The organism is Microbacterium terrae (genome assembly GCF_017831975.1).
GTDB classification, from domain to species: Bacteria; Actinomycetota; Actinomycetes; order Actinomycetales; family Microbacteriaceae; genus Microbacterium; species Microbacterium terrae.
Map to the genome: position 1 here is coordinate 2688168 of NZ_JAFDSS010000001.1, position 21188 is coordinate 2709355.

The following is a 21188-nucleotide window of genomic DNA, read 5'->3' on the forward strand; positions in this document are numbered from 1 at the left end:
GCTCCGGAGTGTGCGCCATGGACACGCTGCTGTTCACCAATCTGTCGTGGGTCGTCGCGCTCGCGGTGGTCGTGGTGATCGACGTCGTCGCGCTCGTCTACATCCCGCGCGACCGCAAGCCGACCGCCGCGATGGCGTGGCTGCTGCTGATCTTCGCGCTGCCTCTCCTCGGCATTCTCTTCTATCTGCTGATCGGCAATTTCCGTCTTCCCGAGAAGCGCCGCACCGAGCAGGCCCGCATCGACGGGATCATCCGTGACCGCACCGCCGGGGCCACGACAGCGGATGCCGCCGCGTGGCCGCGGTGGTTCCAGCGCGTCGTCGAGCAGAACCGCACCCTCACCGCGCTGCCCGCGGTCGACGGCAACGAGGCATCCCTGATCGGCGACTACCAGGCGTCCATCGACGCCATGGCCGAGGCCATCGGCACCGCCGAGCGCTACGTGCACGTGGAGTTCTACATCGTGTCGTGGGACGACACCACCCGCGGATTCTTCGCCGCGATGGAGGCGGCCGTCGCCCGCGGCGTCAGCGTGCGGCTCCTCGCCGACCACATCGCTTCGCGCAAGGTCACGGACGCCGACAAGACGTTCGCCGAGCTCGACCGCATCGGCGTGAAGTGGGCGTGGATGCTCCCCGTCATGCCGCTCAAGGGCAAGTACCAGCGCCCCGACCTGCGCAACCACCGCAAGCTCGTCGTCGTCGACGACAAGATCGCATTCGTCGGCTCTCAGAACCTCATCGACCGCACCTACAACGCGCCCAAGAACATCAAGCGCGGCCTCATGTGGCAGGAGCTCGTGACGAGCGTGCGCGGTCCGATCGTCGCCGAGGTGAACACCGTCTTCCTCTCGGACTGGCTCATCGAGACCGGTGAGCGGCTGGATGCCCTCGAGCACACACCCGCGAGCGAGATCGCCCCGGTCGCGGAGGCTTCGCTCACCTGCCAGCTCGTGCCGAGTGGACCCGGGTACGACACCGAGAACAACCTGCGGCTGTTCCTCTCGCTCATCCACGGTGCGACCGAGAAGGTCATCCTGACCAGCCCCTACTTCGTGCCCGACGAGGCCATGATCTACGCGATCACCACGGCGTGCCAGCGCGGGCTCGACGTGCAGCTGTTCGTGTCGGAGCTCGGCGACCAGGCGATGGTCTACCACGCCCAGCGGTCGTACTACGGGGTCCTGCTCGAGGCGGGCGTGCGCATCTTCCTCTACCCCGCCCCCTACATCCTGCACTCCAAGCATTTCTCGATCGACGACGACATCGCCGTGATCGGCTCGAGCAACATGGACATCCGCTCGTTCAGCCTGAACATGGAGATGTCGCTGCTCGTGAAGGGCGCCTCGTTCGTCGATCAGATGCGCGCGGTCGAGCAGGACTACCGCGACAAGGGCCGCGAGCTCACCCTCGACGAGTGGCGGCAGGAGCCGGCGAAAGCGACGTTCCTCGACGGGGTCGCCCGGCTCGCCTCGGCGATCAACTGACGATCCGCCCGACCGCGGCGGGCGTCTCGGGCGCACGCTGCGAGACGGCGCAGGTCTCCGCCGGCAGGTTGACCCACCGGCGGAATCAGACGGTGCGCAGTCAGACGGTGCGGCCGCACATGCCGCACACGCCGACCGCCGACACCTCGACGAAGCAGTCCGGGCACATCGCGCGCACGACGTCGAGGTCGGGCTTGCGCACCGGCACGCGGTCGGCGCGGGGAGCGCGGTCGGCGCGCGGCGCGCGGGAGGCCGGGCGGGCTGCCGCGGCCGGTGCTGCCACCGGAGCGGGCGCGGCGGCGGGCGTGTGGAGCAGGCAGTAGAACCGCACGTAGCCACTGTGCTGCTTGGGGTGGCGGTGCTTGACAGCCCAGAGTTCGGTGCGCTCGCGCGGTGCGGAGTCCGGCCCGCAGGTGGCGCAGCGTGCCGGTTCGCCGGGAGCGACCTCTGACACGAGGGTGGGGCTGTCGAATGCGAGTCCGTCTCGCCAGTCCGACGACGCGACGATCTTCATAACAGCCCTCTCCTGCAAGCCCGAACGGTTTCGAGCGCCCTTCCATTGTCCCCCACTGCGGGCGGCTCCAGTACCGCGTCGACGTGAACGCCCGGCGACCAGCCGGTGCCGGGCCGCGTGCTAGCGTGAGGCATCCGTCGACGGCTGAACGGGAAGGATGCCGCCATGGCCGGCCTGCTCCGCAGCCTCCTGCTCTTCGCGGCAGCAGCCCTCGGCATGGCCGCCTCCACCGACACGTCGACCGCTGCCGCCGTCGCCGTCGTGATCGCGGCGATGCTGCTCGCCGCCGTCGTCGTCCACGCGCTCGCACCCGCCTCGACGACCGCAGCCCTCCTGGCCCCACGCCGCGAGATCGACGTCAGCGCTCCGGTGTCGCAGAGCGATCCGGATGCCGCGGGCCACGCACGCCCGCGAGCACCGGGGATCGCGGCCTCGGCCGCGTGATCCCGCCTCACCCCGCACGGGGGTGATCACCGCGCGATGCGCGGCCGTTCCGGTTCCCACACACACCGACGAACGGATCACCCGTGGACATCTTCGCCATCCCTGCACTCGCCGCCCTCCTCGACGGGGCGCAATCGACCTTCCTCGCCCTCTCCGACCTCCTCGCCCCACTCGCCGGCGCATCCGCGACAGCCTGCGCGATCGTGCTGATCACGCTGCTGGTGCGCGCGGTCCTCATCCCGGTGGGCGTCTCGCAGGCTCGCGCCGAGCAGGCGCGCGCCCGCCTCGCCCCTGAGCTGCGGGAGCTTCAGCGCCGCCATCGCCGTGATCCGGAACGGCTTCAGCGCGAGACGATGAGGCTCTACGCAGACCACGGCACGTCGCCGTTCGCCGGCTGCCTGCCGCTGCTGCTGCAAGCACCCGTGGTCGGCCTCATCTATGCGGTCTTCCTGCACACGACGATCGCCGGGAACGCGAACGTGCTCCTCGCCCATGAGCTCGCCGGCGTGCCCCTCGGCACCAGCATCGCCGGCGCGATCGGCGCCGGCGCCCTCGACCCGACCACCGCGCTCGTCTGCGGAGCGGTGGTCGTGCTGATCGCCGTGGTCGGCGAAGCCACCCGCCGGCTGTTGCGACCGCCGGTCGATCCGGCCGCCGAGGCGGGCCCGCTGACCTCACCCGCTGCGGTGCAGATGGTGGGGGCTCTGCAGTTCGCCACGGCCGCCATCGCGCTCTTCGTTCCGCTGGCGGCCGCGCTCTACCTCCTCACGACAGTGGCGTGGACGCTCGGGCAGCGACTCGTGCTGCGGCGCCGGTTCCCGCTGCCGCGGTGATCAGGCGACGATCACGCCTCGAGCAGGACCATCGCCTCCTCGAGCGTGGGGGCGACCTGCTCGACGCGGGCGTCGATGCCCTCGAGCGCCGCGCGAACATCGCCCGTCGACGTGCCCGCGACGCGCACCGTGCGCCCCGAGAGCATCGTCGGCAGCCCGGCTGCGCTCAGGGCGGTGAAGGCCCGTTGCCATTCGGGCGCGGTCACGAGCACTGCCTCGACTCCGGCGGTGAGGTCGTCGACCGCCCCCATGCCCAGCAGCTTGCCCTGCGACATCAGCGCCAGACGCGAGCACTGCTCAGCCTCCTGGAGGTAGTGCGTGGTGACGATCACCCCGCGCCCCGCGTCGGCCTGCGCATGGATGATGTCCCACAGGCGCGCCCGAGAGAGCGGGTCGACGCCCGACGTCGGCTCGTCGAGCACGAGCAGGTCGGGGTCATGGGCCAGGGCGAGCGCGAAGGCGAGTTGGCGCTGTCGCCCGAGGCCGATGGTGTTCACCGGCTTCCGCTCCACCGAGGCGATCGAGTCCGGAAGCGCGACGCGGTCGACGCCGTAGACCTGAGCCGCGAACTCGACGTTCTCGCGCACGCTGAGGGTTCGGTAGAGCCCCAGCCCTTGCGGCACGTAGCCGAGCCGACGACGGGATGCCGCGTCCGGCGTACGACCGAACAGCAGCGCTTCGCCCGAATCTGCCGCATCGAGTCCGATGAGGGCACGGAGGAAGGTCGTCTTCCCGGCCCCGTTCGCGCCGATGAGGCCGACGATCTCGCCGGCGCGCACCTGCAGCGACACGTCGTCGACGGCGACGTGCGCGCCGAACCTGCGGGTGACCGCGCGCCCCTCCGCCAACACGTCGCCGAGGTGCGCTGCGGGTTGCTCGCCGCTGGGGAGCTCCGACGTCTCGCGCTGCGCTCCCGCTTCGCGCTGGGCGCGCGCCTCACGGCGCGGATGGAGTGACTGCGCCTCGACCGGCATGCGCGACGACAGCGTCAGCGCGATGAGGGCGTCCTCGAGGTCGGGCGCGGCGACCGGCGATGCGATCGTGGAGTCCGGCGACCACACGTGGCGCTGCGCGCCGCGCCGCCACGTACGTTCACCGGCAGGGCTGTCTGCGGGCACCACGCCGATCGCACCGGGTATGCCGGCGATGATCGTGTCGGGAGTGCCGGCCACGAGCACGCGCCCGGCATCGAGAGCGGTGACGGACGCCGCGCGCTGCGCCTCGTCGAGATAGGTGGTCGCGAGCAGCACCGCGGTGTCGCCGGTCGCCGCCGCCGAGATCAGCCGCCACAGCTCGACGCGGCTGACCGGGTCGACGCCGGTGCTGGGCTCGTCGAGGAGGATCAGCGCAGGAGCGTGCAGGATCGCGAGCACGAAGCCGAGCTTCTGGCGCATGCCGCCCGACAGGTCGCGCCCGAGCCTGCCGCGCGCCTGGACCAGGCCCGCCCGCTCGAGCAGCTCGTCACCGCGGGAGCGGATCGCCTTCGCCGCCATGCCGTAGGAGCGGCCGACGAAGTCCACGTTCTCGATGACACTGAGGTTGCCCCACACGCCCGATGTCGCCGGCTGATAACCGATGTGCGCGGAATCGACGCTGCGCACCGCTCCCGCGTCGACGGCGACGCGGCCCGCCAGCACGCGGAGCAGCGTGGACTTGCCCGCGCCGTCGCCGCCGACGACGGCGGTGACCTCACCGGCGGGTACCGCAAGGGTCGCGTCGTCGAGCGCGAGCGTCGATCCGAACGAGACGCGGATGCCGGTGACCTCGGCGCCGCTCATCGCCGCGCTCCGTGCAGCCGGGGTTTTGCCGGTGAGATGCTGGCATGCAGTCGCACGACAGCGAGCCCGAAGATGACGACGGCCATCACGGCGAGGATCGTGAGCGGAAGCCACAGCGCATCCCACGATGCACCGCGCAGCATCACTCCCTGCGACACCATCGTGAAGTAGGTGAGCGGCAGCAGATAGCCGATCCAGCGCACCCCCGCGGCCATGGCATCGAGCGGGAAGATCATGCCCGACAGCAGGATCTGCGGGAGCAGGGTCATCATCGCGAGCTGAATGGCCTGACCAGACGTCTGCGACACCGACGATATGAGCACGCCGATACCCAGGACCGCGAACAGGAAGAGCGCTGCGCCGACGATGAACACCCACACGCTGCCGACGAACGGCACGCCGAACAGCCAGATGCCGAGCGTGGCGATCAGCACCATGTCGAACGAGGCGAGCAGGAAGTAGGGCATGATCTTCCCGAGGATCACCGCTGTCGCGCTGAGCGGCATGACGGCGAGCTGCTCGAGGGTTCCCGACTCGCGCTCGCGCACGAGACCGATGCTCGTGATGATCGTGCCGATGAAGGTGAGGATGAGTCCGATGATCGCCGGAATCATCACCCACGACGTCTTCAGATCCGGGTTGAAGAGCACCTCGATGTCGACGGCCGGCGCTTGCGGGTTCTGCACCAGCTGCTGCTGCACTTGGGTGAACAGCACGAGCGACGACTGCGCGGCGAACAGGTTCGACCCGTCGAGGTAGACCGTGATCTGATCCGCGTCGGCGACGATCGCGATGTCGGCGACGTTGTCGACGAGAGCCTGCTGGCCGTCGGCGGCGGTCTCGTCGGCGTCGACGGACACGAGGGTCAGGTGGTCAGCGAGCTCCTCGTTCTCGTCGATCAGATCGGCAGCGGCCTCGGCGTCAGCGCCGACCACGACCACCGAGAACTCGTCGACGGTGAAGTTCGCCGCGTAGCCGAAGATGATCAGCAGCAGCAGCGGAAGGACGACCAGCATGCCCAGGGTCCGACGATCGCGTCGAAGCTCCTGGAACTCCTTGATGAAGACAGCGCGCATGGGGGCATTATTCACCCGCTGCACGGGCGCGCGCCTCACCTCACAACACGGTGGGGCGAATCGCCTCGTTAACGCAGATAGGCCACCCGGCGTTGGGTGGCCTATCTGTCTAAAGGAAGTCCGGCGGTGTCCTACTCTCCCACAGGGTCCCCCCTGCAGTACCATCGGCGCTGAGAGGCTTAGCTTCCGGGTTCGGAATGTGACCGGGCGTTTCCCTCTCGCTATGGCCGCCGAAACACTATTGATGTTTCAATCGTGCACACAACAATCAGTTTGTTGGTGCGGTTCTCGACCGTACATCGAGAACCACTCAGTGGACGCAAGCACCTAGAACGGTGTGTTATCAAGTCATCGGCTTATTAGTACCAGTCAGCTGCACGCATTGCTGCGCTTCCACATCTGGCCTATCAACCCAGTAGTCTGGCTGGGAGCCTCTCACCCGAAGGTATGGAAATCTCATCTTGAGGCCGGCTTCCCGCTTAGATGCTTTCAGCGGTTATCCATCCCGAACGTAGCTAACCAGCGGTGCTCCTGGCGGAACAACTGGCACACCAGAGGTTCGTCCAACCCGGTCCTCTCGTACTAGGGTCAGATCCTCTCAAATTTCCTACGCGCGCAGCGGATAGGGACCGAACTGTCTCACGACGTTCTAAACCCAGCTCGCGTACCGCTTTAATGGGCGAACAGCCCAACCCTTGGGACCTACTCCAGCCCCAGGATGCGACGAGCCGACATCGAGGTGCCAAACCATGCCGTCGATATGGACTCTTGGGCAAGATCAGCCTGTTATCCCCGAGGTACCTTTTATCCGTTGAGCGACAGCGCTTCCACAAGCCACTGCCGGATCACTAGTCCCGACTTTCGTCCCTGCTCGACCTGTCAGTCTCACAGTCAAGCTCCCTTGTGCACTTACACTCGCCACCTGATTGCCAACCAGGTTGAGGGAACCTTTGGGCGCCTCCGTTACTTTTTGGGAGGCAACCGCCCCAGTTAAACTACCCACCAGGCACTGTCCCTGAACCGGATTACGGTTCGAAGTTAGATATCCAGAGTGACCAGAGTGGTATTTCAACAATGACTCCACGGTAACTGGCGTCACCGCTTCAAAGTCTCCCACCTATCCTACACAAGCCACACCGAACACCAATACCAAGCTGTAGTAAAGGTCACGGGGTCTTTCCGTCCTGCTGCGCGTAACGAGCATCTTTACTCGTAATGCAATTTCGCCGAGTTCGCGGTTGAGACAGTTGGGAAGTCGTTACGCCATTCGTGCAGGTCGGAACTTACCCGACAAGGAATTTCGCTACCTTAGGATGGTTATAGTTACCACCGCCGTTTACTGGGGCTTAAATTCTCAGCTTCGCCTTGCGGCTAACCGGTCCTCTTAACCTTCCAGCACCGGGCAGGCGTCAGTCCGTATACATCGTCTTGCGACTTGGCACGGACCTGTGTTTTTAGTAAACAGTCGCTACCCACTAGTCTCTGCGGCCACCAAACGCTTTCGGAGCAAGTCCTAATACGCCGGTGGCCCCCCTTCTCCCGAAGTTACGGGGGCATTTTGCCGAGTTCCTTAACCACGATTCTCTCGATCTCCTTGGTATTCTCTACCTGACCACCTGAGTCGGTTTGGGGTACGGGCGGCTGGAACCTCGCGTCGATGCTTTTCTCGGCAGCATAGGATCACCCACTTTTTATCCGCATCGTGTCTCAGCCTGTATGAGTGACGGATTTGCCTATCACTCGGCCTACGCACTTGCACCAGGACAACCATCGCCTGGCTTGGGCTACCTTCCTGCGTCACACCTGTTAATACGCTAGCCGCACCAGCATGGGGTCGAGCGTTCGCCAAGACGGCTTCACCCCGAAGGGATCCATCCATTCCTGGTTAGGACTCTTAGCACCACTGGATTAGCTTGGGCGGTTCTTCGCCGGTACGGGAATATCAACCCGTTGTCCATCGACTACGCCTGTCGGCCTCGCCTTAGGTCCCGACTTACCCAGGGAAGATTAGCTTGACCCTGGAACCCTTGGTCTTTCGGAGGACGTGTTTCTCACACGTCTTTCGCTACTCATGCCTGCATTCTCACTCGTGTAGCCTCCACGGCTGGTTCACACCGCCGCTTCGCTGGCCACACGACGCTCTCCTACCCATCAACACGGCTGGACCACGAAGGCCTACCAATAATGTCAATGCCACAACTTCGGTGGCGTGCTTGAGCCCCGTTACATTGTCGGCGCGGAATCACTTGACCAGTGAGCTATTACGCACTCTTTCAAGGGTGGCTGCTTCTAAGCCAACCTCCTGGTTGTCAAAGCAACTCCACATCCTTTCCCACTTAGCACGCGCTTAGGGACCTTAGTTGGTGGTCTGGGTTGTTTCCCTCTCGACTATGAAGCTTATCCCCCACAGTCTCACTGCTGCGCTCTCACTTACCGGCATTCGGAGTTTGGCTGACGTCAGTAACCTTGTAGGGCCCATCGGCCATCCAGTAGCTCTACCTCCGGCAAGAAACACGCAACGCTGCACCTAAATGCATTTCGGAGAGAACCAGCTATCACGAAGTTTGATTGGCCTTTCACCCCTATCCACAGCTCATCCCCTCAGTTTTCAACCTAAGTGGGTTCGGTCCTCCACGACGTCTTACCGTCGCTTCAACCTGGCCATGGATAGATCACTTCGCTTCGGGTCTAGGACACGCGACTGAATCGCCCTATTCAGACTCGCTTTCGCTACGGCTACCCCACACGGGTTAACCTCGCCACGTATCGCTAACTCGCAGGCTCATTCTTCAAAAGGCACGCTGTCACACCTACCAGGGGTGCTCCAACGGTTTGTAAGCAAACGGTTTCAGGTACTATTTCACTCCCCTCCCGGGGTACTTTTCACCTTTCCCTCACGGTACTTGTCCGCTATCGGTCATCTGGGAGTATTTAGGCTTATCAGGTGGTCCTGACAGATTCACACGGGATTTCTCGGGCCCCGTGCTACTTGGGATACTCTCCACGCCAGAACACGCATTTCGACTACCGGGCTGGCACCGTCTATGGCCGGCCTTTCAAGACCGTTCGTCTATACGCTTCTGTCACGTCGGCTGCTCGGCAGAACAACCAGGAAAGTCCCACGACCCCTCACATGCAACCCCTGCCGGGTATCACACACATGAGGTTTAGCCTGTTCCGATTTCGCTCGCCACTACTAACGGAATCGCGGTTGCTTTCTCTTCCTGTGGGTACTGAGATGTTTCACTTCCCCACGTTCCCTCTACCCGCCCTATATATTCAGGCGGGAGTCACCAGGTCGCCTTGCAGCGCCCAGCGGGGTTTCCCCATTCGGACACCCTCGGATCAAAACTTGCTTATCAGTTCCCCGAGGCTTATCGCAGATTGCTACGTCCTTCTTCGGCTCCAGATGCCAAGGCATCCACCGTTTGCTCTTAAAGACTTGAAATCACATGAGTTGAATCAAAACTCGACCCAGGCCGAAACCTGGATCAGAAATTGACTAATGATCTTTAAGATCATCAAAACAAGAACAATCCGAAGATCATCCTTGCAAGATGCTCGCGTCCACTGTGTAGTTCTCAAAGTACGGGCGGGATCCTCCCCCACCACCAGCACACAGCCGGCAGCAGACAAGGCCCAGAAGGCCCAACAACACCACGACCCCGAAAGGCCCCGGCATCCGGTCCCTCAGGACCCAACAGCGTGCAGCCACCCCGCTCACCAACCCCCACCTTCCAACCCGACCCCGAAGGACCTGGCGTACTAGTGCGAATCAGCCGCGCTGACAGCATGTCAAATGTTCCACCCATGAGCTCCCTGCAGACACATTCGGTCTGATCAGGGTTCTGGACTCCGAAGAGTCAGATGCTCCTTAGAAAGGAGGTGATCCAGCCGCACCTTCCGGTACGGCTACCTTGTTACGACTTAGTCCTAATTACCGATCCCACCTTCGACGGCTCCCTCCACAAGGGTTGGGCCACCGGCTTCAGGTGTTACCGACTTTCATGACTTGACGGGCGGTGTGTACAAGACCCGGGAACGTATTCACCGCAGCGTTGCTGATCTGCGATTACTAGCGACTCCGACTTCATGAGGTCGAGTTGCAGACCTCAATCCGAACTGGGACCGGCTTTTTGGGATTCGCTCCACCTCACGGTATTGCAGCCCTTTGTACCGGCCATTGTAGCATGCGTGAAGCCCAAGACATAAGGGGCATGATGATTTGACGTCATCCCCACCTTCCTCCGAGTTGACCCCGGCAGTATCCCATGAGTTCCCACCATTACGTGCTGGCAACATAGAACGAGGGTTGCGCTCGTTGCGGGACTTAACCCAACATCTCACGACACGAGCTGACGACAACCATGCACCACCTGTTCACGAGTGTCCAAAGAGTTCTACATTTCTGCAGCGTTCTCGTGTATGTCAAGCCTTGGTAAGGTTCTTCGCGTTGCATCGAATTAATCCGCATGCTCCGCCGCTTGTGCGGGTCCCCGTCAATTCCTTTGAGTTTTAGCCTTGCGGCCGTACTCCCCAGGCGGGGAACTTAATGCGTTAGCTGCGTCACGGAATCCGTGGAAAGGACCCCACAACTAGTTCCCAACGTTTACGGGGTGGACTACCAGGGTATCTAAGCCTGTTTGCTCCCCACCCTTTCGCTCCTCAGCGTCAGTTACGGCCCAGAGATCTGCCTTCGCCATCGGTGTTCCTCCTGATATCTGCGCATTCCACCGCTACACCAGGAATTCCAATCTCCCCTACCGCACTCTAGTCTGCCCGTACCCACTGCAGGCCCGAGGTTGAGCCTCGGGTTTTCACAGCAGACGCGACAAACCGCCTACGAGCTCTTTACGCCCAATAATTCCGGATAACGCTTGCGCCCTACGTATTACCGCGGCTGCTGGCACGTAGTTAGCCGGCGCTTTTTCTGCAGGTACCGTCACTCTCGCTTCTTCCCTGCTAAAAGAGGTTTACAACCCGAAGGCCGTCGTCCCTCACGCGGCGTTGCTGCATCAGGCTTCCGCCCATTGTGCAATATTCCCCACTGCTGCCTCCCGTAGGAGTCTGGGCCGTGTCTCAGTCCCAGTGTGGCCGGTCACCCTCTCAGGCCGGCTACCCGTCGACGCCTTGGTGAGCCATTACCTCACCAACAAGCTGATAGGCCGCGAGCCCATCCCCAACCGAAAAATCTTTCCAACCACTCACCATGCGGTGGTAGCTCATATCCAGTATTAGACACCGTTTCCAGCGCTTATCCCAGAGTCAGGGGCAGGTTGCTCACGTGTTACTCACCCGTTCGCCACTGATCCACCCAGCAAGCTGGGCTTCACCGTTCGACTTGCATGTGTTAAGCACGCCGCCAGCGTTCATCCTGAGCCAGGATCAAACTCTCCGTAAAGAAAAAATGCATACGAACCAGGGAAAAACCGGAACGCAGCGAGTTTGAACTGACCAAAGAGATAAATCATTGCTGACTATCCGTTTGCCAACCCCCGAAAGGGCTGGACTTTGATCCAAAGGAATTCTCAACCAACCCAAAAAAGGTTGGACGAGGATAATTTGGCATTTGACAAGTGCACGCTGTTGAGTTCTCAAGGATCGGACACCCAACCAGACCAACCCACCAAATGGGCGGCCCCAGAAGGGCAACTTCACTATCTTATCTCCTGCGCTCGATCTGTCAAATCGGCTCAGCTGCTCTCACAGCCGCTCCGGGCAGCAGATCAGCCGCACAGGAACAACCACTCCGCGATCAGAAGATCTTCGCCTCTTGCGAGGTGTGGAGTGGAGGTGGTTCAGAACTTGAGGGGTGCGGGGCCTTGGCCTCTCCGCTCTTCCCTTTGGGCCGAACAAGTAAAACTTTACGTGGCTCGGGTGCATCCGTCGAATCGGGGCCGCATCCCGGGCGTGTCGCAGGCCTCCAGCCGCGGAAACACGCGGAAGCGTCGCAGTGCGTCAGCGATTCACCGTGGCCTCTCGCCCCCGTCACGGGGTGGTTGTATCGTGTGCCTCGACCGCCGGGGCCACGTGCGCCCCGGGCAGAGGAAGGATGCGCGGATGACCGATGAACTTCTCATGGGGCCGATCGACTATCTGATCGTCGAGTGGCCCCCCGGCTCTCCGTTGACAGGGGAGGCATTCCCCCACCTCGTCGACCTCGTCGACCGCGGGCTCATCCGCATCCTCGACCTGTCATTCGTGATCAAGGGTGAGGACGGCACCGTCACCGAGGTCGACATCGCCGACTTCGACGGCGACGGCATCCCCGACCTCGCCGTCTTCGAGGGCGTGCACTCCGACCTGATCGGCGACGAGGAGTATGCCGAGGCCGGCGACGCCCTCGCACCGGGCGCGGCCGGCGCGATCATCATCTACGAGAACGCGTGGGCCGCACCGTTCGCCACCGCGCTGCGCCGCAACGGCGCGCAGCTCATCGCCGCCGGGCGCATCCCCGCCGACGCCATCCTCGCGACGCTCGACGCCCTCGACGCCGCAGAAGACTGAGAAAGGACACCTTCAGAATGGGACTCCTCCGCGGCGTAGCCCGCACCGCCGTCATCGCCGGCACCGCCACAGCCGTCTCGAATCGCGTCTCGCGCCGTCAGGCCAATCGTTGGGAGCAGCAGGCCGACGCCCAGGCGTACAACGAGCAGCAGCAGGCTGCCGCCTACGCACCCCCGCCCGCGCCGGCGGCGCCCGCGGCCCCGGCGGCACCCTCGTCGGATGACACCCTCGCGAAGCTGACGCAGCTGGGCCAGCTCAAGGCCGCCGGTGTCCTCACCGAAGCGGAGTTCGAGGCGCAGAAAGCCAAGATCCTCGCGGGTCTGTAAGACACCGAACATCTCCATAGGAACGGCCGGACCGCATGAGCGGTCCGGCCGTTCCGCTGTGCGAGGAGCTGCGGACGCCCTTGACGCGCAGCGTGGAATGCGGTTACCGTCGGAATCGGCGCACCTGAGAAAGCGCTTTCTCGGCTGTTCGACGCGGAACAGCCGACTCTCGACGAGGAGAACGATGTCCCGGATCACGCGCGCCCTCCGCGCCCCTGTCGCCGTCCTGCTGGCAGCCGCCCTGTGCCTCGGCGGCGCCGTATCCGCCGGAGCGGTCGGTCAGCCGTCGGCTCTGGATGCGAGCTCGCTCGCCCCCGGCGACTACGTCGCCTCCACCGACACCGGCACCGACTTCCGCATCGCCGCAGTCGCCGGCAAGGCCGTCACCGTCGACGGCCACGCCCGCGTCTCCGACCGCGGTGGCGAGTTCACCCAGCGCATCAAGCTCAACGGCTCCGGTACGGCCGATGCCCGGTCGCTGCACTTCACCGTCGCCGAGGCAGACGTGCCGACCCAGGTGTTCGTGAACGCGCGCAGCGGAAGCGGCACCGCCGACCGCGCCATCGCGCTGTACAACGCCGGCGGCGAGGTCGCCCGTGTGCCCGCCCTCGCCGACAGCGCCATCACCGCCGTCCGCACCGAGAGCTTCACCGTGACCACGCCGGGCGACTACTGGCTCGCGTCTCCGAGCTCGGGCGTGAACGTCTACTACGCACAGGTCGGCGCGTTCGATCCTGCTGTGCGCACCGCCTGGAGCACCGTCGCGGCTCCGACCGTCGACGCGCTCACCGTCGACCCGGCCGACCCGACCAGCATCCTCGTGGACTACTCCGCCGCGCTCGGCGCGGACGGCGGCGACGTCGTCTATGCGACCCTCTACGACGCCGCGGGCGCGGTTGCCGACCAGACGCTCGCCGCTGCGGGCGCCGCATCCGGCACCCTCGCCCTGACGCCTCCCGCATCCGGCGACTTCAGCGTCGAGGTGCGCATCACCCGCTACCTCGAAGACGCTCCGCTCGTGTCGGCGCGCGCCGCCCTCGCCGGCTTCGCTCTGCCGCTGGCCGCGCCTGAGATCACGGGTGCTCTCACCAGCGAGGTGACCGCAGCCGGTGCGACAGTCGCCCTCACCTGGTCGGCCTCCCCCGAGGCGGAGTCGTACTCGGTCGAGACGAGCAGCGGCGGCGGCGCGTTCACCACCGTGCTCGACGGCCTCACCGACACCTCCGCGAACGTCACCGGGCTCTCCCCGGCGACGACCTATGCGATGCGCGTCGTGGCGCATCGCGGCGACGCCTCCACCGCGGGCACCGCCGTCGACGTCGCCGTCGCGGGTGCGCCGGAGCGCTGGCAGATCGCCGATGTCGGCTCGAATGCCGGCTCGGGCGGAACCGTCGCCCGGAACGACGACGGGTCGATCACCTTCGACGCCCGCGCCAGCTCGACCAAGCTCGCCACCAGCGAGGACGGGTTCCAGTACTACTACACGGAGATCGACCCCCAGACCGAGAACTTCACGCTCTCGGCGACGTTCCGGGTCGACGACGCCGCCCTCAAGGACGCACAGTCAGGCTTCGGCGTCATCGCGATCGACGCACTCGTGCCGGCCGAGTCGCCCGCACGGTACTTCAACTCCGCCGGCGCCATGCTCACCCGGTACAACTGGGGCAGCGGTGCCGGCGAGTGGTACGACGGCACGCCCGGCGCGCGTTTCGTGCACGGCTACACCGGCGCGCCGACCGACAACACCGCGGGCGCCCGCGACATGAGCGACTCCGAGATGTTCGACGCCGACTGGCGCCCCGACACGGCCGGAGTGAAGTTCCAGACCGGCGACGTGTACGAACTCGCCCTGCGCAAGTCCAACACGGGGTTCCACGCCATGTGGACGCGCGGTGACGAGGTGCTCGAGGTCATCCAGTACGACCCCGACATGCTGCTTCAGCAAGACACCGAGAAGCTGTACGTCGGAATGGCTGTGGCGCGCAAGATCATGGTGACCGTCACCGACTGGGAGTTCACGACGATCCACCCCGACGACGACGAGCCCGCCGAGGAGCCGCCCGTCGAGTACGTGACCCCCGAGCTCTCGGTCGACGTCACCCGCACGACACCCGAGTCCGAGCTCGCGATCCCCCTGGTCACGAACGTGTACGGCACCGGACAGATCCTGGATGCCGCGGGCGAGGTCGTCGCCGACGGCATCGTGCTCGAGCCGGGCGAGCAGGGCTTCGGAACAGTGGCGCTCGCTCCGGGGGAGAACGCGTTCACCGCGCGCCTCCTCCCCTCGGCCGAGCAGCCGCAGCTCGGCGAGCGCGAAGAGCTGGCGTCGCTCGACCCGGTCGATGTGCCCCTGACCGTGACCGTCGATTCGTACGGCGGTCCGGGCCAGTCGATCTGGGTCGCCCCCGACGGAACGGCGCACGGCCTCGGCACGCGGGCCGATCCGCTCGACATCCACACCGCGGTCGCGTTCGCGCAGGCCGGGCAGCAGATCGTGCTGGAGGGCGGCACCTATACGCCGACGCGCGCGATCATCGCCCACCGCGGCCGCGACGGCACCGCCGACGAGCCCATCACCCTCATGAGCGAGCCCGGAAGCCGGGCGGTGCTCGACCTGTCGCAGTCGCCGGACGGCGGCCTCATCCTCCGCGGCGACTGGTGGCATGTCTACGACCTCGAGATCACCGGGTCGGCCGACAAGAAGAAGCCGATGCTCGTGCAGGGCGATCACAACGTCGTCGAGCGCGTGGAATCGCACCACAACAAAGACACCGGTATCCAGATCTCGGGATCCGAGAGCGAGCCGCCCGCGCTGTGGCCCGCGCACAACCTCGTCGTCTCGTCGGTGTCGCATCACAACGCCGACGTCGGCGGCAACGACGCCGACGGGTTCGCCGCCAAGCTCACGGTCGGCGACGGCAACGTGTTCCGCAGCAACATCGCGTACAACAACATCGACGACGGCTGGGACCTCTACGCGAAGTCGACGACCGGCCCGATCGGGCGCGTGATCGTGGAGGACTCGGTCGCGTACGACAACGGCTGGCTCAGCGGCGACACGTCGGTCACCGGGGAGGGCAACGGCTTCAAGCTGGGCGGCGAGTCGATGCCCGGCGACCATGTGCTGCGCAACTCGGTCAGCTTCGGCAACCTCGCCACGGGTGTGACGTCGAATTCGGGCCCCGATGTGCAGCTCGAGAACGTCACCTCGGTCGGCAACGACCGCGGTGTGCGGCTCGAGACCAACGCCGCGGCCACCGCCTTCGGCGCGACCGGCGTGCTGTCATGGCAGTCGCCGTCACTCGACGCCCTGTCGCTCAAGCAGGCCGACACGTCGCTGCTGACCGACCCGTCGAACGTGTGGAACCTCGGCGGCGCGTCCCCCGTCACGGCCGACTGGTTCGTCTCGACCGACCTCGACGGCATCCGCCCCACCATCGCCGCCGACGGATCGGTCGACATGCACGGCCTTCTCGAGCTGACGGATGCCGCACCCGCGGCGACCGGCGCACGCCTGGGTGCGATCGAGCAGCCGACCGTCATCGAGGTGCTTCCCGAGGTGACCGTGCCGCTCGAGAACCTCGACGTGCCGACGGTGGTGGGCGAGCCGACCAAGGGTGCGAAGCTCACCGCCGATCCCGGAGAGTGGACCCACGCCGACGCGACGTTCACCTACCAGTGGCTGCGCGACGGCAAGCCGATCCCCGGGGCCGCCGCCGAGCGCGCGACCTACACGGTGCGCGGCATCGACCCCGGCCACACGCTGTCGGTCGAGGTGACTGCCACGGTGGATGGGCAGGAGCCGGTGACGGCCACGTCTGCCGCGGTCTCGGTCGCGCCGACCCGCCTCTCTCAGGCGATCGACCTGCTGCTGGACTGGCTCCGCCGTCTGTTCGGGTGAGCCGAGCGCGGTGCGGTGGGGGTCAGGCCGCCGCCGCACCGCCCGCGCCCGAACGCTCGTCGCGGAGGCGAGGCTCGGTGCGCAGTTCGGGGCGCAGCCCCGCCTTGTCTGCGTAGAAGGCGCGGATGCGATCCATGTCGGCGGCGACGTCGCCGGTGACCTCGATCGTCGGCCCGAGCCCGGTGGTCATGGTGGTGCGGTCGACGAAGCCGAGCGTGAGCGGCATCCCGGTCTCCTGGGCGATGCGGTAGAAGCCTCTCTTCCAGTACGTGTTCGCACCGCGCGTGCCGTCGGGGGTGACGACGAGTCCGAACACCTCTCCCGAGCGCACCCGTTCGACCACTTCGCCGACGACCCTGCCGGGGTCGGCGCGATCGACGGGGATGCCGCCGAGCCGGCGCATGATCGGGCCGCGCCATCCCGAGAAGAGGCTCTTCTTGCCGAGCCACCGCACGTCGATCCCGAGACGCCACGCGATGCCGAGCATGAGCACGAAGTCCCAGTTCGAGGTGTGGGGGGCGCCGATCAGCACGGTCGGGCGGGTGGGAGCGGGCTCGGTGACGAGCGTCCACCGGCTGCAGGCCCAGTACAGGCGGGACAGGGCGCGTCGGAGCATCCGTCAACCGTACGTGAGGGCATATGGCGTCGCGCGCATACTCCCGACGCTCAGGTGACGCCTCCGCGCATGAGAAAATACTCATTCACGGGAATAGATATCTGGATGACGCGTTGTGCCTCATCGTGCGCGAACGCCCCAGCCGTCGCGAGCACCCAGACCCAGACATGAAGGAGTCCCCATGACCACCGCAGCCATCGACGTCCCCGGTTACAAGGCCGGCACCTGGGTCCTCGACCCCGCACACAGCGAGGTGACCTTCAGCGTCCGCCACATGATGATCTCGAAGGTGCGCGGAAAGTTCGGCGTGAAGAGCGCCACCATCGTCGCCCCCGAGAACCCGCTCGAGGCCCGCGTCGAGGCATCCGTCGACGTGACCTCGGTCGACACCAACGACGAGGGTCGCGACAACCACCTGCGCTCGGCCGACTTCTTCGACGTCGAGAACCACCCCACCATGGAGTTCCGCTCGACCGGCGCGCGCATCGAAGACGGCGACTTCCTCGTCGACGGCGACCTGACGATCCGCGGCATCACCAAGCCCGTCAGCTTCGAGCTCGACTTCGGCGGCTTCGGCACCGACCCGTGGGGCAACTACAAGGCGGGCGCGACGGCGAAGACCGTCGTGAACCGCGAGGACTTCGGCCTCACGTGGAACGCCGCGCTCGAGACCGGCGGCGTGCTCGTCGGCAAGGACATCACGATCACGCTCGACCTGCAGGGCGCCCTGCAGGCCTGATCGCCCGCACACCGCGACGCCGATCGGCCCGGGACCTGTTCCCGGTGCCGGTCGGCGTTAGGTTTGTCTGGCCATGACCTCTCTGCTCCCCCTGCTTGAGACGCTTCCCAAGGCCGAGCTGCACCTGCACATCGAGGGCACGCTCGAGCCCGAGCTCGCGTTCGCCCTCGCGGCGCGCAACGGCGTGGCGCTCCCCTTCACGAGCGTCGACGAGCTGCGCGCGGCGTACGACTTCGACGACCTGCAGTCGTTCCTCGACCTCTACTACGCGTGCATGACTGTGCTGCGCACCGAGCAGGACTTCGCCGACCTCGGCCGCGCCTACCTCGAGCGTGCGAACGCCGACGGCGTGCGCCATGCCGAGCTGTTCTTCGACCCCCAGGTGCACGCGGCCAATGGGGTGCCGTTGTCGACCGTGATGGACGGCCTGCTGCGCGCCCTCGCCGACGCGGAGGCGGCCTGGGGCATGTCGGGCGGGCTCATCCTGTGCTTCGTGCGCGACCAGCCGGTCGCCTCGGCTCTCGCGACGCTCGAGGAGGCCGCGCCGCGGGCGGGCGACCTGCTCGGCGTCGGGCTCGACTCGGCCGAGGTCTGCTATCCGCCGTCGCTGTTCGCCGAGGTCTTCGAGCGCGCCCGGGCCCTCGGTCTGCACCGCGTCGCCCACGCCGGTGAGGAGGGCCCGCCCGCATACGTGCGCGAGGCCGTCGATCTGCTGGGCGTGGAGCGCATCGACCACGGGATCCGTGCCGCAGAGGATGCCGCGCTCATCGATCTGCTCGTGGAGCGCCGCATCCCGCTCACGGTCTGCCCGCACTCGAACGTGCGCCTGAAGGCCGTCGCCGGCATGCACGCGCATCCGCTGCGCACCCTGTTCGATCGCGGCGTGCTCGTCACCGTCAACTCCGACGACCCGGCGTACTTCGGCGGCTACGTCGCCTCGAACTACGAGGCCGTCCACGCGGCGGGGTTCACGCTCGACGAGCTCGTCCGCATGGCCGCGAACTCCATCGACGCCTCGTTCGCGAGCGACCCCCGCAAGGCGGAACTGCACGCGATGCTCGAGACCTGGACTGCCGAGCACGTGGATTGACCGGCCGGGGCCCGAACGGCTGATCCGCCGAACGGACCCCGCGGCATCCCTCAGACGGTGAGAGGATGCGCCGCCGCCGTTTCGCCGGCGGCGAGGCGCCGCGCCGGGATGTCGATGAGCGTCAGGGCGATCCCTGCGACGGTCCACCCGGCGAGCACCAGCCACGGGAAGGTGACGTCGGCCCCGGGGAAGTACGACAGGCTGCGGATGAGGGTGGCCGCGGCGCCCGGTGCCAACCACTGCCCGAAGGCGCCCCACGGCGCGGGGATGAACTCCACCGGCACCGTGGCCGCCGACAGCGGATTGGCGACGAGCATCGTGAACGCCGCGCCCAGGCCGACGCCCGCGGGTCCGATCAGCCCGGCGAGTCCCGTGATCGTCGACGAGATCGCCGCGATCGCCAGGGCGATGGCGCTCGCGTTCAGCAGGTAGGTCCCCTGCAGCGCGCCGTACAGACCATGCAGGATGCCGGCGAGCACGAGACCCGCGACCGGGGCGTAGATCGCGACGGCGACCACGCGGCGCAGGCCCCCGCCCTTGACGAGCAGCGTGATCGCGATACCCCCGAGCATGCCGCCGATCACCATCGGGAACATGGCCGCCGACAGCCCGGCGCCGCGCGGATCGGCATCCGCGAACGGCACGACATCGGTGACCGCGACGGAGATCGTGGGGATCGTCACGGGTTCGGCGTCGGCGCCGGGGAGCTCGGGCATCTGTCCGGCGAGCACCGCCTGCACGATCGCCTGCAGCTTCTCGGCGATGCTCTGCTGCAGCGCCGCGAGGTTCTCTTCGACCCCCGCGCGGATCTGCGCGTCGATCTGCGCCTGCTGCTCCTGCGCGATCCCCTGGAGCATCTGCGCGACCAGCGGGCTCGCGGCGGTGGCGGTGAGCACCTCGGGCGCATCGCCCTGTTCCGCCGGGATCACGACGGCGCCGTAGACCAGACGCTGCTCGATCGCGGTGACGGCGGCATCCCGGTCGTCGTACTCGGTGAGTGCGATCGCGCCGTCGGACTGCTCGTCGATCGCGTCGGCCACCTGGTCGATCTGGTCGGCCGAGCCGACGATGCCGATCGGCAGATCCTGCGCTTCGGCGGTGACCGCCGGCCACGAGAAGGCCAGCAGCACGACGCCGACGATCAGCGAGATTCCGACGGCGATGAGCGGCAGGCGCCACCAGGGTGTGCGCTCGAGTTCCGGTGCAGTGGACATGGCTTCTCGATTCCTAAAACGAATGTTCGTTTTGTATTATTGGCCGGACCGATACTGTTGTCAACCGGAGGTGACGATGCCCAAGATCAGCGACGCGAAGCGCGAGTCGCGCCGGCTCGAGATAGCGGATGCCGCGGTGCGGTGCTTCCTGCGCACGGGCTATCAGCGCACGTCGATGGCCGACATCATCGCCGAGTCGGGCCTGTCTGCAGGCGCCATCTACGGCTACTTCCCCGGCAAGCAGGAACTGCTGAGATTCGTCGCCGAGCGCATCCTCGACGACCGCCGCGCCGAACTCGCCGCCGCCGGAGCCGCGCATCCCCTCCCCCCGTCGCAGATCGTCCGCCTCCTCGCCGAGGGCGCGCGCGCGAACGCGCCGGTCGAGGTGCTCATCCAGGTCTGGGGTGAGGCGACCGTCGACCCCGACCTGCGCGGCATGGTGCAGATGGTGCTCGCGCGGATCCGCGAGGGCGTCGTCGCCGCACTCACCCAGTGGGCCGAGCACGCCCGCGCCGACCAGTCCCCGCCGCCGGCGGAGTGGGCCAGGCGCGTGGCGCCGGTCATCATGAGCATGCTGCCGGGGTTCATCCTGCAGTCGACGCTCATCGACGACTTCGACGAGGCGGCCTACCTCGACAGCCTCGCGCTGGCGCTGCCGTGATC

General features: G+C 66.1%; 14 protein-coding genes and 3 rRNA genes. 9 read left to right on the forward strand and 8 right to left on the reverse strand.

Annotated features, from left to right (window positions below):
- Positions 1-17: 17 nt before the first annotated feature.
- On the forward strand, positions 18-1487 hold the full coding sequence (gene cls / locus JOD63_RS12295) for a cardiolipin synthase (protein ID WP_045274200.1): 1470 nt from the start codon (positions 18-20) through the stop codon (positions 1485-1487).
- Between the two features lie 100 nt (positions 1488-1587).
- Here cls and JOD63_RS12300 read toward each other — a convergent pair whose 3' ends face one another.
- The gene (locus JOD63_RS12300) at positions 1588-2001 is read right to left on the reverse strand and encodes a hypothetical protein (protein WP_045274199.1); all 414 of its coding nucleotides are present in this window, start codon (positions 1999-2001) and stop codon (positions 1588-1590) included.
- A 165-nt stretch (positions 2002-2166) separates the two neighbouring features.
- Between JOD63_RS12300 and JOD63_RS12305 the strand changes: the two genes are divergently transcribed.
- Positions 2167-2445, forward strand: coding sequence for a DUF6412 domain-containing protein (locus JOD63_RS12305; protein ID WP_045274198.1), 279 nt, complete (start codon positions 2167-2169; stop codon positions 2443-2445).
- An 83-nt stretch (positions 2446-2528) separates the two neighbouring features.
- Positions 2529-3278: a YidC/Oxa1 family membrane protein insertase gene (locus JOD63_RS12310; protein WP_045274197.1), complete on the forward strand. Its 750-nt coding sequence runs from the start codon at positions 2529-2531 to the stop codon at positions 3276-3278.
- Positions 3279-3289: 11 nt separating this feature from the next.
- Here JOD63_RS12310 and JOD63_RS17840 read toward each other — a convergent pair whose 3' ends face one another.
- The 5 genes from JOD63_RS17840 to JOD63_RS12340 form a co-directional block, all read right to left on the reverse strand.
- Positions 3290-5056 carry an ATP-binding cassette domain-containing protein gene (locus JOD63_RS17840; protein WP_084613304.1) on the reverse strand — a complete coding sequence of 589 codons (1767 nt, stop codon included), beginning with the start codon at positions 5054-5056 and terminating at the stop codon, positions 3290-3292.
- Positions 5053-6132, reverse strand: coding sequence for an ABC transporter permease (locus tag JOD63_RS12325; protein WP_045274196.1), 1080 nt, complete (start codon positions 6130-6132; stop codon positions 5053-5055). Before JOD63_RS12325 ends, JOD63_RS17840 begins: the two co-directional genes overlap by 4 nt.
- 118 nt (positions 6133-6250) lie before the next feature.
- Positions 6251-6367: ribosomal RNA gene (gene rrf / locus JOD63_RS12330) — 5S ribosomal RNA — on the reverse strand.
- A gap of 104 nt (positions 6368-6471) precedes the next feature.
- Positions 6472-9580 (reverse strand): 23S ribosomal RNA (locus JOD63_RS12335).
- A 430-nt stretch (positions 9581-10010) separates the two neighbouring features.
- Positions 10011-11533: ribosomal RNA gene (locus JOD63_RS12340) — 16S ribosomal RNA — on the reverse strand.
- The 16S, 23S and 5S rRNA genes sit together here, the layout of an rRNA operon.
- Positions 11534-12192: 659 nt before the next feature.
- Here JOD63_RS12340 and JOD63_RS12345 point away from each other — a divergent pair.
- From JOD63_RS12345 to JOD63_RS12355, 3 genes are all read left to right on the forward strand, one after another.
- Entirely contained in the window at positions 12193-12639 is a 447-nt protein-coding gene (locus JOD63_RS12345) for a DUF6325 family protein (RefSeq protein WP_211088109.1), read from the forward strand.
- A 17-nt stretch (positions 12640-12656) separates the two neighbouring features.
- Positions 12657-12965 carry an SHOCT domain-containing protein gene (locus JOD63_RS12350; protein WP_045274896.1) on the forward strand — a complete coding sequence of 103 codons (309 nt, stop codon included), beginning with the start codon at positions 12657-12659 and terminating at the stop codon, positions 12963-12965.
- 184 nt (positions 12966-13149) lie between these two features.
- Positions 13150-16866 (forward strand): right-handed parallel beta-helix repeat-containing protein, encoded by a 3717-nt coding sequence (locus JOD63_RS12355; protein ID WP_045274895.1) that lies wholly within the window; start codon positions 13150-13152, stop codon positions 16864-16866.
- Positions 16867-16888: 22 nt separating this feature from the next.
- Here the strand turns inward: JOD63_RS12355 and JOD63_RS12360 are convergent, their stop codons facing one another.
- Positions 16889-17482, reverse strand: coding sequence for a 1-acyl-sn-glycerol-3-phosphate acyltransferase (locus tag JOD63_RS12360; protein ID WP_045274894.1), 594 nt, complete (start codon positions 17480-17482; stop codon positions 16889-16891).
- 181 nt (positions 17483-17663) lie between these two features.
- On the opposite strand from JOD63_RS12360, the gene JOD63_RS12365 reads away from it, so the two are divergent.
- Both JOD63_RS12365 and JOD63_RS12370 read left to right on the forward strand, forming a co-directional pair.
- Positions 17664-18221 (forward strand): YceI family protein, encoded by a 558-nt coding sequence (locus tag JOD63_RS12365; RefSeq protein ID WP_045274893.1) that lies wholly within the window; start codon positions 17664-17666, stop codon positions 18219-18221.
- 73 nt (positions 18222-18294) lie between these two features.
- Positions 18295-19311, forward strand: a complete 1017-nt coding sequence (locus tag JOD63_RS12370) for an adenosine deaminase (RefSeq protein ID WP_045274892.1) — start codon at positions 18295-18297, stop codon at positions 19309-19311.
- Positions 19312-19361: 50 nt separating this feature from the next.
- Here the strand turns inward: JOD63_RS12370 and JOD63_RS12375 are convergent, their stop codons facing one another.
- Positions 19362-20525: a hypothetical protein gene (locus JOD63_RS12375; RefSeq protein ID WP_211088110.1), complete on the reverse strand. Its 1164-nt coding sequence runs from the start codon at positions 20523-20525 to the stop codon at positions 19362-19364.
- A gap of 76 nt (positions 20526-20601) precedes the next feature.
- Between JOD63_RS12375 and JOD63_RS12380 the strand changes: the two genes are divergently transcribed.
- Positions 20602-21186 carry a TetR/AcrR family transcriptional regulator gene (locus tag JOD63_RS12380; RefSeq protein WP_045274891.1) on the forward strand — a complete coding sequence of 195 codons (585 nt, stop codon included), beginning with the start codon at positions 20602-20604 and terminating at the stop codon, positions 21184-21186.
- Positions 21187-21188 lie beyond the last annotated feature (2 nt).

Excerpts from the sequence above, each read along its gene's own strand:
- JOD63_RS17840 (WP_084613304.1), bottom strand. The coding sequence starts at position 5,056 with ATGAGCGGCGCCGAGGTCACCGGCATCCGCGTCTCGTTCGGATCGACG.
- JOD63_RS12370 (WP_045274892.1), top strand. The coding sequence starts at position 18,295 with ATGACCTCTCTGCTCCCCCTGCTTGAGACGCTTCCCAAGGCCGAGCTG.
- JOD63_RS12345 (WP_211088109.1), top strand. The coding sequence starts at position 12,193 with ATGACCGATGAACTTCTCATGGGGCCGATCGACTATCTGATCGTCGAG.
- cls (WP_045274200.1), top strand. The coding sequence starts at position 18 with ATGGACACGCTGCTGTTCACCAATCTGTCGTGGGTCGTCGCGCTCGCG.
- JOD63_RS12355 (WP_045274895.1), top strand. The coding sequence starts at position 13,150 with ATGTCCCGGATCACGCGCGCCCTCCGCGCCCCTGTCGCCGTCCTGCTG.
- JOD63_RS12300 (WP_045274199.1), bottom strand. The coding sequence starts at position 2,001 with ATGAAGATCGTCGCGTCGTCGGACTGGCGAGACGGACTCGCATTCGAC.
- JOD63_RS12375 (WP_211088110.1), bottom strand. The coding sequence starts at position 20,525 with ATGTCCACTGCACCGGAACTCGAGCGCACACCCTGGTGGCGCCTGCCG.
- JOD63_RS12360 (WP_045274894.1), bottom strand. The coding sequence starts at position 17,482 with ATGCTCCGACGCGCCCTGTCCCGCCTGTACTGGGCCTGCAGCCGGTGG.
- JOD63_RS12350 (WP_045274896.1), top strand. The coding sequence starts at position 12,657 with ATGGGACTCCTCCGCGGCGTAGCCCGCACCGCCGTCATCGCCGGCACC.
- JOD63_RS12305 (WP_045274198.1), top strand. The coding sequence starts at position 2,167 with ATGGCCGGCCTGCTCCGCAGCCTCCTGCTCTTCGCGGCAGCAGCCCTC.
- JOD63_RS12365 (WP_045274893.1), top strand. The coding sequence starts at position 17,664 with ATGACCACCGCAGCCATCGACGTCCCCGGTTACAAGGCCGGCACCTGG.
- JOD63_RS12325 (WP_045274196.1), bottom strand. The coding sequence starts at position 6,132 with ATGCGCGCTGTCTTCATCAAGGAGTTCCAGGAGCTTCGACGCGATCGT.
- JOD63_RS12380 (WP_045274891.1), top strand. The coding sequence starts at position 20,602 with ATGCCCAAGATCAGCGACGCGAAGCGCGAGTCGCGCCGGCTCGAGATA.